Here is a 14,617-nt window from a genome sequence, read left to right as displayed (position 1 = left end):
GTTTGGCATTTAATCAAGTGAGCGCACAAGAATAAATAGTTTTCATACGCAGCAATATATTGACCAACGTAAGTAGTCTTCTTAGGGAAAAAAGAACTGGCTATTTATCACTCAATAACTTTATTGCATGGAGGATCACAAAACTAAAATATATACTTTCAAATGGGGATATCAACTTACGCAAGCAGATATTGATAATCATAACTTGGCACTTAAACTACAATATGATTTTGCGATAGGAGTATTAACAGTTTCACCTGCAGGCAGATTTACAAGTGTATTAAGTACTGGATTGAGAACCTTGACTAAACACGACATGGCATCTTTGCTGATTGCTGCAGGGGTTACCAATGTGATTGTGAATCAGATATTTTCAGGAGCATCAAAGACTAAGTTTAAAGTTGGGGATGTTATTATTGTTGAGGGCGGAAAGATAGTCTCGATTGGCCGTGACGGTGTCGTTCATAATGCATCTGATATTCTTGGTAGCAGTTATGGAGTTGGTAGTGGTGCTGGTAGTGGTGGTGAAGGAAATGTGGATGTCGAAGGCTCTATTTTGCGAGGCGGTCAGTTAATCAGGATACCAAGTCTTTCATTTTGCTACCGCACATTTTCTAATGGTCAGGTGCTTCAAGTCCCTTGCCCTTAACGAGCTAGTGTTTTTACAAGTCTAAGTCTAGTTCTAGACTTAGACATTAGAGGATGGAATATGATTAATTTTTTTGAAGCGCCTACATCAATTTCTACACCAGAAGAAGCAAAGAAGTGGGAGAAGTATAGAGAAAAAGGTTTATTCCGGTGGCAACTATTGATTGGTTTGCTATTTGCGCCTTTACTGTGCTTGGTATGTAGTGGTTTATTTTTTCTGAGAGAGTTTTTCTTTAGTGATATTGTTTTGGATGATTGGTTATTTAGTTTTATTGTTCAGAACCTTGTTTTTTTCTCTGCTGGCTTTTGTATTGGGTATATTGGTGCTAAGGGTAGATGGGAAGTTCTTGAGAAGAATTACCAAGCCTACTTAAAAAAAACAAAAATTTGAATTACAAATTCTAGAAACAATCTGGCCCCATTAAAAAACAATTTGACATGTACTGAATCATTAAGGCTTTGAGCAAAATTGTATCGACATATAGGATATTCTTGCAATTATCTTTGTTAACACTTCCAGACCATCATTGCAGGCTCTTTCACCTTTGACGATTGATAGCATCGTGATGCAGTATGACTAATCTGATGACCGTTCATCAAGTAACATTTGGATAAGTTTGTTCAAGGTTTGTTCGGTATCTTTTGCATTGCTTAAGGCCAAACCTTGTTTCATACGCGGACGCAAATGCTTAGTATGAGACAGCCAAGCGTCCTTCATCAATGCTTGTTTGCGCGTTACCAGCATCAATAAATCTTTACCATTTTTTTGTTGTATAAAATACTTATCCATTGGTAGCCATTCATCATTCACCTGCAAGTGACTTGAATGTTGGTAAAGCCCTTGAATGTTATTCAGTACCGTAATAGCAATGATACTATGGCCAACCTTATTTGGGTGAATGCCATCTTTTGCTAAGAAATACTCTGGATGCATCTCCCGTTTAGTATTTAAGTATCGTTGCATGGGCCAATGTGCATCCAATACTTGCCATTGTTGCGCTGCTTTTTGAGACAGTAACCAGTCCGCATATGTATGCACTACATTGGCGTAGTTAGCGTCTTTTTTGTCGTCATAAATTGGTGATGTTATATGAATGACAGGGATATTCTCTTTTTGCAAGGCCTCATGCAAAGACTGCATACCAACTTTGTATTTTTCAAAACGTAGATCGTCATATGGCATATAAATACCATCATTAATACCGTAATTGGTAAACACTAAATCTGGCTGTATTGCATTGAGTAAGCGCGCTAAACGTTCAAACAAAACTGGCCTGGGGAAAGCGCCGTTTGCATGCCCTTCTTCAGAAAGGCCCGAGACAGTCTCACTTGGTAAACCAACGTTAATAAATTCAAATTTCTGTGTCGGTACATTCAGTCGAAGATAGGCTTCTACATAGTTAACATAATGTCCAGCGTAAGTGATGCTGTCACCAATAAATAGAATTTTCTTTACATCTTTATGAACCGTTACGCCATCGCTAGCAGTGGTAGGTTTACTATCAGCGACTAAATCGGCACTTAATAGTGTTGAAGTCGACAGCAAAAAACACACACAACAAGAAAGTAACGTGGAAATAAGTGCCTTAATGGTGCAAAACATATCAACTCCCGGTTAATTCACCACGTAAGTCTTGCGACATCAGTCTCGCCCTTTCGTGATAGGACAAATCGCTTCGACTCAATAAGTAATGTAATTTTGCCAACGCAGCTTCAGGTGTAATATCTTTGCCAGACACCACACCTGTTTCATTAAGCGATACACCATTTGCATAGCCAGACATATCGACGCTGCCTCTTAAGCACTGCGTACAATTTACAACAAGGATTTCTTTAGACGTCGCGGATTTAAGCGTATTTAACAACGCCGTTTGTTGAGGTGCATTGCCGACACCATAAGTCATAAGAATAACAGCCTTTACTGGTTGACGAATCACATTTGATAAAATGTCATGACTAAATCCGGGATAAAGACTTACCAAGCCAACAGGTTGACGTTTAATCCTAGCTACTTTGAGTTTTGACTCTGACACAGACAAACACTTAAGTTTCTCATCAACTGGGTAATCAGTTTCAATGTGAATACCTGCAATAAGTAGTGGCTCGGCATTAGGAGAATCAAAAGCATCAAAACCATCTGCATCCACTTTGCGAGAGCGGTTGCCCCTTAAAAGCTTGTTATTAAAAAATAGTGTAACTTCGGGAATAGGATAATTTGCAGCAACATAAAGCGCGTTGAGTAAATTTGCTTGACCGTCACTTCTGAGCTGCGCAAGAGGAATTTGTGAGCCAGTCACAATGACTGGTTTTTGCAAGCCTTCTAGCATAAATGACAAAGCGGATGCGGTGTAAGCCATCGTATCCGTACCATGCAAAATGATGAAGCCATCGTACGCTTCATAATTAGCTTGGATATCATCTGCTATTTGCTGCCAATCAGCAGGCTCCATGTCACTTGAATCTAATAAGGGAACATATTCATGAATCGTAAATTCTGGCATTTCTGCCCGGTGAAACTCTGGCAATTTACCGAGCGTTTCAGTCAAATAGCCGGCGGCAGGAATGTATCCTTTGTTAGAAGGCTTCATCCCAATCGTACCACCGGTATACGCGATATAAATATGTTTAGTCAATTGGCTCACAGCGCCTTAACATTAGCCAACAGTAAAGCCTGATGAGTATTCAATTGAGCATTGTCCTCCGCCTGTAATACGCCTACGCTAATCCATTGCAACCAAGCAGTTTTGGCGTCTAAACCTTGTTGCCCTTCTAACTTAGCGGCCAATAACTTGAGTTGAAGCGTTTTATTGGCTGGCGGCTTATCAGTGTCAAGCAACAACAGCAATGTCGTAAACACTTCGTCTCGCGATAAACCTTTGTAAAAAGAGTAAGCCTCTATCTTTCCCTCAACCGCATTGCGCACTTTTGATGGTAACTCACTCAAATTGTCTATGTTTTCTGGTGACGTCCATTGCTGCAAAAAATCAATGGTGTTTTGTAAACTCTCGATCGCACCTGCGCTATTAATGACATTAATTCTGTCATCAATTAGAGAGGCAACTCGAGACTTTTCAGCATTAAAGTCAGTAATAGCCTTGCGCCCAAGCGATCCAGTATCAATCATCATTTGTTGCACTTTCAGTTTAGTATCATTCAATTGCGCGATTGAAGAATCTTGAGCAACAACGGATTCAATATCTTTAATTTGTGTAATGAACTCCGTTAACTCAGCTAAAGCATTATCAGCAGCGCCTTTTTTTAGCGCTGACAGTTTGTTAAAAATGGCATCATTCGCATCCCTAAAATCTTGCCACAATTTATTGTCATGCTGCTTACCCGCAAATCCAATATTCTTCCAGTCTGCTTGACTTTGTTTTGCTTGCGCTGCGGCGCTTTGAATATCGTCCTCATTGATTAAGGCCGTGGTTTTATCAATGAGCTTTTGCTTACGTGCTCGATTGTCTTCGTAAAACGCATTTAGCTTGTCATACAATGGTGAAGAAATTTCGTTGAAGCTTTTGTTTAGCGCATTTTTATCTGAGTGATTGAGTATGCGAATCTTCCTAAATTTGCTGGTAAGCGCAGGCAGTGCTTTTGCCAATACCGTCACGTCGCCTTCTTGCATCAACACCTCAACATCTTTAATGATACTTCTGGCATTTTCCGCATTTTGATTGCGCTCTACCTCAAGTGCAGCGTAATATTCTCGACAGGGTAAAAACGCTTTTTCAAGTTGCTCGTCAAACGTAAGATTTAACTTGTCATCATCATCAGTATTAAGGCGACCTAAACTATTCCATTCTTGTCTTAGCTGCTTAATTTTATTGGCCCTATCAGGCGGCATAAGTGTTGTATCAGCGATGAGGTCTTCCACTTGAGTTAGCAGTTCTGGTTTTTTTGGCGTGGCAACGTACGATTGCCAATCCTTTAACTCAGACACTTTCTCTGCAAGTTCATCGTATTTACTTTGTAGGCTTCTTGTAGGTCGCTCAATATTTTGATAAAGACTTTGCGCATGATTAAACGTTGAAATGGCAGCTTTTAACTTTCCGTCAACGATTAAGCGGCTAATTATATTTAGCTTTGCAAAGCAACGCTTGCTCGCTTTTTCTTGTTGCGTTTTTAGCTCATTGAAATGCGCATTTATGTTTTTACTAAGTGCACGCCATTCTGAAAACAGTTTTTTGGAATGTTTATCAAGCTGCGCGAAATGTTTTTTAGCAAATGTAAACTCTTCGGATAACGCGTCTTGGGACATGTTTCCTTGTAAAAACTCATCCCAGGCTTTTGCGATAACTGCTAACTTGAGTTTGAGTGAATGATTTTTCTCTACCAACTCACCTAGGCTTTTTAATTGATGTTGATTGGTTTCTATTTGCTTGGACAATACTTTTAACTGTTGTCGGTGAGCACCAGTAGACGCCTCCGAAATGCGCAGCGATAACTTATCTCTGTTTACCGCAGCATCGTTCAACGAATTCGACAATAACTCAGATTGGATGTTAACCTCATCTTGTGAGTCTGCATCCAGTAAATAACTTACTTGGGTATTAATCTGCTCTAGCTGAGTAGCTAGTTCGCCAAGTAAATCAGTCGTCTCCGCCAATTCAACACTTTGCTCATACGCTGGCTTCAGGTCAATTAAGCGTTTTTCAACTTTAGCTTTCAAGTACAAGAATTTCTCAACAATTTCTGCACTTTGACGCTCATTTAAATAGTCGAATTTAGATTTAACTACTTCAAACTCACCAAGTAGCATTGTTTTTTGATCTGCGACATACAAATAATCTTGACTATCAACGAGCGCTAACAGGCGCGAGTTAATCAGCGTAGTTTCTTGCGCTACTTCCTGTGGAATCCGTGCACGTTTTGCGATTTCAGATAGCTTGTTGTCAACAATGTCTATTACCTGCTGGCCAGTCGCATTCTTACGTAAACGTTTTAAATCTTTTTCATCATCAAACTTTTCGACAATAAACGTCTGCTGCTCTTCGTCAGCTTTTTCGCGATAAAAACGCAATACATCGTTGCTATTGCCCAACTTAAATAAGGTGTCTAAATACAGCGTTTTGTTGTCCGCCAAACGAGGGCTATCCGTTAACATACGCTTTATTATTTCAGGATGCCGACTTTGTTTAACAAAATCCTCAAACAACACATCTGAAACATGCGCCTTATCTTCGAGTAAACGAGACGCCATCACCTTAGATTTGCTAGTGAGTACGTCGCTACCTTTAGCTTCATAGCTCTTCAACCACATGGTAAATTGGTCTAGTTTTTCAAGGGCTGCCAATTTAACACTCAAGTCCGCGTCGTTAAACGCTAATTCATGCAACCATTGCTTATTGCTATCATCTACAACGCTTACTTGCGAAATAGCTTCTTTGCGTTTTTCCGGTGATTTATGTTTGTGCTTTGGAACAAATAACTGCTTAAATATCATTTTTAGTAAACTTTGCTATAGGCGTTTGATTTGTCGCCTGTTGTTGTAATTCTTGCTTCAACTGGTGGCGAGACTTTTGGACTATCTCTCCGTCTTTACCCACAGTCATATGTTCATTGGAGTGCTCAATTCGAGCTTGGTAAAGCATAACTGCTTGCATTGAGTTCTCTTTTTGATCTTCACTAAGGCGATCACCATTCGGCCACTTTCCTGTTTCAACTGCCTGCAGAAGATTTTTATAAATCTCCGGCGTCATAGAATCTACTAGTTGTTCAAGTTGCATTTTTACTACCTATATACGCTTACTTTCTCTTTGCTAACGCAATGCGCGCTCGGTTAACGCCATACCAAATAAATCCGATAGTAGTCACCGCAACAGACGCATTGAACATCATCATACCCGAGTCACTATTTTCAAAATCACCTAAAAACGTAAAATAAGCACCAATTAAAAATAGAACGATCGCCATCATCGATTGATTCTGGAGCTTTTGAAGATTCTTGTATTTCTCGAAGTTTGCTTTGCGCTGAATATCCTCAGCACTTGCGTCGCCAAAATTTAAATTGCAATGTTGGCACTGTTTTGCTTTATCGGAAATTGGTTTGCTGCATGATGGACAACTCGTTATCGCCATTTTTTACTCCTAACAAAAAGGCTAAGTTATTTCCCTAGCCTTTTTGTTTATCAAATTTTACCTGTTACTGCCGTTAAGCAACCACTATTTATTTATTCTTTGCCAGTACTCGTTAACGGTTTCTTTCATTTCTTTATGTAATACCATTATCCCAAATAAATTGGGTAAGGTCATCAACACAATAGCTACCGCTGACAACGCCCAGACGAGCGTTGTATCGGATACAGCAGCCCAATAAAAACCCGCCACATAAATGACACGGTAGGGCATGACAGATTTTGGCCCCAACAAATAGGTCATTGCCCTATCGCCATAATATGACCACGCAATTGCGGTTGAAAATGCAAACAGCAGAAGTCCAATAGATACAATGTATTGACCAAAATCACCAAAGAAGCCTTTGGTAAACGCGATGGCAGTCAACGGTGCAGAATGCACTAAGGAATCACCTTGTACAACAATATTTTCTCGCTCAATATCACCGTCAATGACGGTCAAAGTGCCAGAAAAAAGATCATCTGTTGAACCAGCATAATACCTGACATTCTCAGCTAACGAACGCGCATTAATTAAGGTATAACCACCCGTAACCGCTGTGCCATTGACAACATTGATTTCACCCGAATAAGGCTCAATAGTCGTACCATCCAATTTATTCAAATACTTATAAAGATTCTGCGTATCTTCAGGCACATCTTCTTTGTACTCGCCCTGCAAGAAAACCATGTCTGAACGGTCGAATATGTTCTCGTGCTTTTGCTGCCAAACGCCAGACGACAAAATAACTAAGCCTGTAATAGTACAAATAATTATAGTATCGATGAACGGCTCTAAAATTGACACCATGCCTTCAGATACAGGCTCTTTGGTTTTAGCCGCAGCATGCGCAATGGGCGCTGAACCTTGACCTGCTTCGTTGGAAAACAAACCGCGATTAACCCCACGGTTAAACGCGTAAGCAAAGGTCGCTCCTAAAAAGCCACCGACAGCTGCAGACCCAGTAAATGCATCACTTATCACAGATACAAATGAAGGGACAATGTTTTCTACGTTAGCAAAAATTACCGCAAATGCACCGACAAGATAAATAACCGCCATGACAGGCACTATTTTAGACGTTACTGCGGCGATACGTTTAATGCCACCCAATATAACAAGACCAAGCAAGACAGCTAATACACCACCAACGATTTGAGGCGAGAATCCAAAAGTAGCTTCGATACTTGTCGCAATACCATTACTTTGAGGTAAATTCCCCGTGCCAAAAGAAGAGATAACGGTGGCAATGGCAAAAATGACTGCTAGCCACTTCATATTTAGCCGCTTGTCCATGTAATACATAGGACCACCGGCCATTGTGCCGTCTTCTGTTTTGTCTCTATATTTATGCGATAAGGTCACTTCAACAAATTTGGTCGTCATACCAAAAAATGCCGTCGCCCACATCCAAAAAAGTGCAGCGGGACCACCAAGAAAAATAGCTAAGGCGACACCAGATATATTACCCGTTCCGACCGTACCAGAAAGCGCGGTTGCTAATGCCTGAAAATGTGTTGTATCGCCTGGATCGTCAGATTTATCATATTTACCAGTAACGACTTTCCACGCATGTTTGAAATATCTTATCTGCGGAAATTTAAGGTATATGGTAAAAAATACGCCAACACCTAATAGCACATAAGGAAACCAAGGAGCGCTCCCTAAATATCCATCTAATAAATTAAAAAAGTCGAGCAATGCATCCACAACATGTTTCCTTATTGTTTTTATTTGTTATTTTTGTCAATTTTAATATGTGTTCTTTGTCCAGAGTTCTCACTAGGGGCTTTATCTCAAGTCATCTACTACTGCGCGGATTGCGACAAGCAAATCTTCACCCAACTGCATACTTCGTGCAGGAGACCAACCGTAACTCGGATCAGGTAATTCAATATTATCTTTAAATGGCATTTCAAGTGTATAAGCAAGGCAATCAAACCGTTGTCCGACCGCGTTGCATGCAACTGTCATATTTGCTTTGCCGGGTTTATCTTTTGGGTAACCATGCACATCCTGAAACTCTGGTGTGGTAGCCGTAAACGCCTTTTTAAATGTATTTTCTAGTGCCGCGATTCTGGGGGAGTAACCTGGATTGCCCTCAGTACCAGCAACAAAATTATACGGTAAGGCCTCATCACCATGAATATCTAAAAATAAATCGACGCCAACGCTGTCCATCTTCGTAAGGGTATAAAATACCTCTGGACTATTAACTTGGCAGGGGGCGGCCCATTCTCGATTAAGATTTCTACCGACGGCGTTGGTACGTAAATGTCCTCTAACACTCCCATCCGGATTCATATTTGGAATAACATAAAAAACATTGTCTTCCAGTAACTTGCGAGCAACGCCATCATCTTCATCCAACAATCGATTTAACAGGCCTTCAACCAACCACTCAGCCATCGTCTCACCGGGATGTTGCCGAGCCGTTATCCAAATCTTGTTTTTTGATGTTTTTTTGCCATGTTCATTGTTACCGTTGTCACTAAGCTCATTACTATGCGTCTCATCACCAATAATCAGGAGATTCATTTCACGACCATCAATAGTTAAGCCTAACAACTCATGTTTGCATTCAAGTGCCATTTGAGCACTTGCAATGAGGCTTTGATGACGCTCGTAGCTATAGGGCGCAAAATACGCAATATAAACTGCTTCATACTCTGGCGTAAAATCAATGATTAAATTGCCACCATCAAAAGTAGTGTCGACTCTAAACCACTCTTCTCGGTCGTAAGACGCAACGGCCTGATAATTTTCCCAACCATCAGGATACGCTGAATTAACTAAACCCGTTATTCGGATAATGTGCTCTACAAACGGTGAGCTATGTAATTTGAAATGAAACCATTGGTAAAAATCAGACTGTGCATCGTTACGAATGGACAAGACAATGTCTTTTGGGCTTTCAGCGCTGATAACTTGAATATTTCCGCTATCAAACTGGCTATTTATTATCATTTTTATTTGCCTGAATGCGTACTTTGTTTTCACATATTACCAGACATCATGTGATGCTCAAATAAATTATATTTTGCACCAAATAATGGTGTTTATTCATCCTCACTTTTAAAAGACAAAGACACTGAGTTTACACAGTAACGCTTGCCTGTTGGCGCAGGGCCATCTTCAAACACATGACCAAGGTGTGCATCGCACTGTTTACATAAAATTTCGACACGAGACATGCCTAAACTATTGTCTTCCTGATACACCACATTGCCGTTATCTGTTTGCTGAAAAAAGGATGGCCAACCACAACCTGAATCAAACTTAGCATCAGATGAAAACAAAAGTGCATTGCAACATTTGCAATGGTAATCACCATTTTTCTTAAGATTCAGGTATTTTCCGGTATAAGGGCGTTCAGTGCCCTTTTGTCTTGTAACGCGATATTCCTCTTCTGTCAGCATTTCTTTATATTTATCTTGCATACTATTCCTTACATGCTGTTCCTTGAATAAGTAATTAAATTTGGTCGCCATTTTAAGTGCGTTCATTCTTTTAAAAATAGTCTGAAACTGCGTGCTGGCATCGTAAATACCGGCGAAACTTTCATTTTTGAGATGCCGCTAACAAATTCATCTATGCAGCCGTTGCTAGTATCCAGTTTACACACCCATGCTCTATTAGAAATGTTTTTGTTTTTAATCGCAGTGCGACTCAAAACAGGCAAATGGTATTTCTTGTCAGTATCAGCACTGTTGTAGCAAAACACCCACTCTTGTTCATTGTGCTCGACCGTTGCAATAATATGCAAAGCAAAACAATGATGCTCATGATTTACCCAATCAATATCCGTCTTATGGCTGCCATCTGTACGATACCAATCTGCTAGCGCAATATTCACATTATTATCAAATTGATCATCTGAAAAACTCATGCATTGCAACATGGGATAACGCTGTCTTAACTGAATTACGTATTGGCAATACGCTAAAAAACTTTGTTGGCGTTCACCCAATTGCCAGTCTAAATAATTAATTTCATTGTCCTGACAATACGCATTATTGTTTCCATGCTGCGTTTTACTTAATTCATCACCCGCAAGTATATGCGGCGTACCTTGGCTCAAGACTAAGGTAGCAAATAAGTTCCTCTTTTGCTGGTAACGCACGTCGTTAATATCATTGTCATCCGTTAGGCCTTCTACACCATAATTTGCAGACAAGTTATGGTTATGTCCATCTCTATTGGATTCGAGGTTGGCTTCGTTATGTTTATTTTCGAAGCAAACTAAGTCATGTAAGGTAAAGCCGTCATGATAAGTAATGTTATTAATACTCGAATGCATCGGTCGTTTCGTTTTAACAAACACGTCACGTGACCCCATAATACGCGTCGCGAAATCCCCTTTAACACCTTTATCGCCGCGCCAAAATGCCCTTGTTGAATCTCTAAATTTATCATTTACTTCCAACCAATGTGCAGGAAAATGCCCTAGCTGGTAACCGCCCGGGCCAATATCCCAAGGTTCAGCAATCATTACTGCCGACTTTAAGATTGGGTCTTGCTCAATTATTTTAAAAAAACCGGCGTTCTTTCGATACTCAAAGGTTTGTCTACCAAGCGTTGCAGCCAAATCAAACCGAAAACCTGACACGCCCATTTCACTTACCCAATATCGCATGGCATCCAAAATTAAATTAAGCATGTATGTATCAGAAACTTGAACCGTATTGCCACAACCAGAGTAATTGGTGAAATTGACGCTATCAGACTCATCATGTTGCTCAAGTAAGTACGCGTGAGACGTGCAAAACCCCTTAAAACTTATAATAGTGCCAGAGTCTCCAGCCTCTGCAGTATGGTTAAACACCACGTCCAAAATAACTTCAAGGCCTGCGGTTCTGTATGCCTTAATCATTTCACGACATTCAGTATAAGCATCGCTGTATGCGTATCTAGGTTCAGCACTAAAGAAGTTAACAGGATTGTAACCCCAATAATTTGTCAGTTCTTTGCCGTTTAAAAAAGGTTCTGGCATGAACGCCATCAGTGGCAAAAACTGTACACTTGTCACACCTAATGATTGAATGTGCTTAATTACTGACGGATGGGAAGCTCCCAGATACGTGCCTCGAATATCATCCGGGACCTCAGGGTGTAATTTTGACAAACCTTTCACATGCGCTTCATATACAACACGTGCTTTAGCGTCGACCGCTTGGGGGCGCGAAATCAGACGATGAGGCACCTTATGCTCATCGTCATCAACAATGACACACTTTGGTATCATATGGCAGCTATCGCCTGCGTACAAATCTTCGTCCCAGTGCAATGGTCGAGTTAATTTTTTTGCATACGGGTCAATAAGTAGTTTATCAATGGTGTTATTTACTAGGTTTCGGCGCGTTTTCGTTGCCACTCTGTACCCGTAATAGTGACCAACTGAAGCGCCTTTTATAAAACCAAACCATTTAGACTGAATACGCTCTTTAAGCTGTATTCTCTGAATTTCTTCTTCATTTTCATCAAAAAAACAAAGATAGACTGACTCTGCATCAGGGCAATAAATCGAAAAATTACAACCCTCATCATACACCGAGACGCCATATGGTTGCATTTGGCCTTTTTCTAAGGAGAACATAGAATCCACATTTGTTTAGGTAATTGTCAAAGATTTTCACGTGCTTATCATTGATAGATAAACACGTATTAGTCTAATAAGCTCTGCGAGCTTAGTCTAAGGCTAGCATGATTGTCGCTAAAGGAGGAATATTTACTTCAATAGAATGTTCTTGCCCTTGCCAAGCTTGATTGATAGATCTCACTTTATCAGCAGTATCAAAGTTGCTGCCGCCAAACTCAACCGCGTCGGTATTTAAAATTAACGTATAATCACCACTTGACGGCGCGCCAATTTTACATGATTCGTGCGGGACAGGTGTAAAATTACAAATAACAATCACCGCTTGTTGATGTTGCTTATCAAAACGTACAAACGCCAAAATTGATTGTTCTTCATTATGTAAATCTAACCATGTAAACCCTGAAGGTTCATGATCACATTCATATAATGCAGGATAGCTTGTATAAATCGAATTTAAGGTTTTATATAGGGCTTGAATGCCTTTATGAGACGGATATTTAAGTTGCGGCCAGTCGACTTGCGTGTCGTGATTCCACTCTTTCCATTGTGCTATTTCGCTACCCATAAACTGTAGTTTCTTACCTGGATGCCCAAACATAAAACCAAAATATGCCCGTAAGTTAGCAAATTTTTGCCAATCATCTCCCGGCATTTTTTGAATCATACTGCCCTTACCATGAACAACCTCATCGTGTGAAATTGGCAATACAAAATTTTCATCATACGCGTACACCATACTAAACGTCAGATCACTGTGATGATAGCGGCGATATGCAGGATCTTTAGCGATGTAAGTCAAGGTATCGTGCATCCATCCCATATTCCATTTAAAACCAAAACCTAAACCTCCACTAGATACTGGTTGAGATACTCCCGCAAATGAGGTCGACTCTTCGGCAATTGTGAGCGCCTTAGGGTACTTGGCATAAACTTCTGAATTCACCCACTGCAACAAACTAATCGCTTCATAGTTATGATTTCCACCATCAACGTTGGGAACCCATTCACCCTCTTTTCTTGAGTAATCCAAATAAAGCATTGACGCGACAGCGTCGACACGAATGCCGTCTACATGGAACTTATCAAACCAATATAGCGCATTGGCCACTAAAAATTGTCGCACAGTATCTTTGCCAAAATCGTATATGCAAGAATTCCAATCGGGGTGCCAACCTCTACGAGGGTCTTCATATTCATAGACAAACGAACCATCAAATCGTGCTAAACCGTGCCCATCCGCAGGAAAGTGCGCAGGTACCCAATCAATAATGACGGCAATATTTTCTTGGTGACACTTATCCACAAAGTATTTGAATCCGTCAGGCCCTCCAAAGCGACTTGTTGGCGCAAATAGTCCAACAGGTTGATACCCCCATGAGCCATCAAAAGGATATTCCGATACGGGCATGACTTCAATATGCGTAAACCCCATTTCACATACATACGACACTAAATCGTCCGCCAATTCTCGGTAACTAAAATAGCGTCGTTCAGCTTGCTCAGGCCGTTTCCAAGAGCCCAGCTGCACTTCATATATACTCATAGGTGAGGAGTAATGATTGACAACGCCCCTTTGTTGCCATGCGTCGTCATGCCACACATATTGTCCATGGTCGTAAACGACTGAACAGTGCGACGGAAATTGGTGGTGATGAAAACCCACCGGATCCGATTTGTCTGGCAATTCATTACCTTCGCTATCACGAATAGCAAACTTATATTCTGCACCGACTTCAACATTGGGCACAAATAACACCCAATAACCAAGCTCAGTGCGTTGCATTGGATGTAAATATTTTTGCCAATGATTAAAACTGCCAAAAACAGACACAGAGCTTGCGTTTGGCGCAAAAACCGAAAACCTTACACCGGCTATGCCGTTTTCGGTTATTTTGATCTGTGCACCGGCTTGTTGGTATATGTTTTCTGGGGCGTGGTCTATAAAATGTACGGCGTGATAGGCTTCATCCGTGAACTGGTATGGGTCGACATAATCAAATTGACCGCTATCACTTTTGGCACTCACAGTATAAGGCGTTTGGAACTTATTTGGTTTACATCTGGCAACAAAAGCCCCATCGCCGACATCTTCCGCAGTGGCAATCAATTGGCCATCTGGCCCGAGGATTTGCACATCTTGTGCAGTTGGAACAAACACTCTGACAATCACTTCACCATCAATTTCATGATGCCCTAAATACGAAAACGGATAAGTACAGCGGCCTTCTCTTATTTGTTGTTCCAACAGCATATTGT

At 40.7% G+C, this 14,617-nt stretch carries 12 protein-coding genes; 2 read left to right on the top strand and 10 right to left on the bottom strand.

Annotation, left to right across the window (positions count from 1 at the left end):
• The first annotated feature begins 127 nt into the window (after positions 1–127).
• Entirely contained in the window at positions 128–649 is a 522-nt protein-coding gene (locus QQK00_RS03230; RefSeq protein ID WP_284216035.1) for a hypothetical protein, read from the top strand.
• A gap of 60 nt (positions 650–709) precedes the next feature.
• Positions 710–1,039 carry a hypothetical protein gene (locus QQK00_RS03225; protein WP_284216034.1) on the top strand — a complete coding sequence of 110 codons (330 nt, stop codon included), beginning with the start codon at positions 710–712 and terminating at the stop codon, positions 1,037–1,039.
• 186 nt (positions 1,040–1,225) lie between these two features.
• Here QQK00_RS03225 and QQK00_RS03220 read toward each other — a convergent pair whose 3' ends face one another.
• From QQK00_RS03220 to glgB, 10 genes are all read right to left on the bottom strand, one after another.
• Positions 1,226–2,251 (bottom strand): SGNH/GDSL hydrolase family protein, encoded by a 1,026-nt coding sequence (locus QQK00_RS03220; protein ID WP_284216033.1) that lies wholly within the window; start codon positions 2,249–2,251, stop codon positions 1,226–1,228.
• A gap of 1 nt (position 2,252) precedes the next feature.
• On the bottom strand, positions 2,253–3,281 hold the full coding sequence (gene ansA / locus QQK00_RS03215; protein ID WP_284216032.1) for an asparaginase: 1,029 nt from the start codon (positions 3,279–3,281) through the stop codon (positions 2,253–2,255).
• A gap of 5 nt (positions 3,282–3,286) precedes the next feature.
• Positions 3,287–6,091, bottom strand: a complete 2,805-nt coding sequence (locus tag QQK00_RS03210; RefSeq protein ID WP_284216031.1) for a DUF349 domain-containing protein — start codon at positions 6,089–6,091, stop codon at positions 3,287–3,289.
• A complete protein-coding gene (locus QQK00_RS03205) occupies positions 6,081–6,374 on the bottom strand; it encodes a YeaC family protein (RefSeq protein WP_284216030.1) in 294 nt (97 codons plus the stop codon). The genes QQK00_RS03210 and QQK00_RS03205 overlap by 11 nt, the downstream gene beginning before the upstream one ends.
• 19 nt (positions 6,375–6,393) lie before the next feature.
• The gene (locus QQK00_RS03200; protein ID WP_284216029.1) at positions 6,394–6,726 is read right to left on the bottom strand and encodes a hypothetical protein; all 333 of its coding nucleotides are present in this window, start codon (positions 6,724–6,726) and stop codon (positions 6,394–6,396) included.
• Between the two features lie 84 nt (positions 6,727–6,810).
• Complete coding sequence (locus QQK00_RS03195; RefSeq protein WP_284216028.1) at positions 6,811–8,472, bottom strand: alanine/glycine:cation symporter family protein; 1,662 nt, start codon at positions 8,470–8,472, stop codon at positions 6,811–6,813.
• Positions 8,473–8,553: 81 nt separating this feature from the next.
• Positions 8,554–9,729: a M14 family metallopeptidase gene (locus QQK00_RS03190; RefSeq protein ID WP_284216027.1), complete on the bottom strand. Its 1,176-nt coding sequence runs from the start codon at positions 9,727–9,729 to the stop codon at positions 8,554–8,556.
• Positions 9,730–9,821: 92 nt separating this feature from the next.
• On the bottom strand, positions 9,822–10,202 hold the full coding sequence (gene msrB, locus QQK00_RS03185) for a peptide-methionine (R)-S-oxide reductase MsrB (protein ID WP_284216026.1): 381 nt from the start codon (positions 10,200–10,202) through the stop codon (positions 9,822–9,824).
• A 62-nt stretch (positions 10,203–10,264) separates the two neighbouring features.
• Entirely contained in the window at positions 10,265–12,358 is a 2,094-nt protein-coding gene (glgX, locus tag QQK00_RS03180) for a glycogen debranching protein GlgX (protein WP_284216025.1), read from the bottom strand.
• 91 nt (positions 12,359–12,449) lie between these two features.
• Positions 12,450–14,612, bottom strand: a complete 2,163-nt coding sequence (gene glgB / locus QQK00_RS03175) for a 1,4-alpha-glucan branching protein GlgB (RefSeq protein ID WP_284216024.1) — start codon at positions 14,610–14,612, stop codon at positions 12,450–12,452.
• Positions 14,613–14,617 lie beyond the last annotated feature (5 nt).

It is taken from the genome of Agaribacter marinus, from assembly GCF_030160655.1.
Taxonomy (GTDB): domain Bacteria; phylum Pseudomonadota; class Gammaproteobacteria; order Enterobacterales; family Alteromonadaceae; genus Glaciecola; species Glaciecola marina.
This window is presented reverse-complemented; position numbering and strand designations above follow the sequence as displayed.

Coding starts and splice junctions, on each gene's coding strand:
- QQK00_RS03190 (WP_284216027.1), bottom strand. CDS start 9,729: ATGATAATAAATAGCCAGTTTGATAGCGGAAATATTCAAGTTATCAGC.
- QQK00_RS03200 (WP_284216029.1), bottom strand. CDS start 6,726: ATGGCGATAACGAGTTGTCCATCATGCAGCAAACCAATTTCCGATAAA.
- QQK00_RS03225 (WP_284216034.1), top strand. CDS start 710: ATGATTAATTTTTTTGAAGCGCCTACATCAATTTCTACACCAGAAGAA.
- QQK00_RS03220 (WP_284216033.1), bottom strand. CDS start 2,251: ATGTTTTGCACCATTAAGGCACTTATTTCCACGTTACTTTCTTGTTGT.
- QQK00_RS03205 (WP_284216030.1), bottom strand. CDS start 6,374: ATGCAACTTGAACAACTAGTAGATTCTATGACGCCGGAGATTTATAAA.
- QQK00_RS03230 (WP_284216035.1), top strand. CDS start 128: ATGGAGGATCACAAAACTAAAATATATACTTTCAAATGGGGATATCAA.
- QQK00_RS03210 (WP_284216031.1), bottom strand. CDS start 6,091: ATGATATTTAAGCAGTTATTTGTTCCAAAGCACAAACATAAATCACCG.
- glgB (WP_284216024.1), bottom strand. CDS start 14,612: ATGCTGTTGGAACAACAAATAAGAGAAGGCCGCTGTACTTATCCGTTT.
- msrB (WP_284216026.1), bottom strand. CDS start 10,202: ATGCAAGATAAATATAAAGAAATGCTGACAGAAGAGGAATATCGCGTT.
- glgX (WP_284216025.1), bottom strand. CDS start 12,358: ATGTTCTCCTTAGAAAAAGGCCAAATGCAACCATATGGCGTCTCGGTG.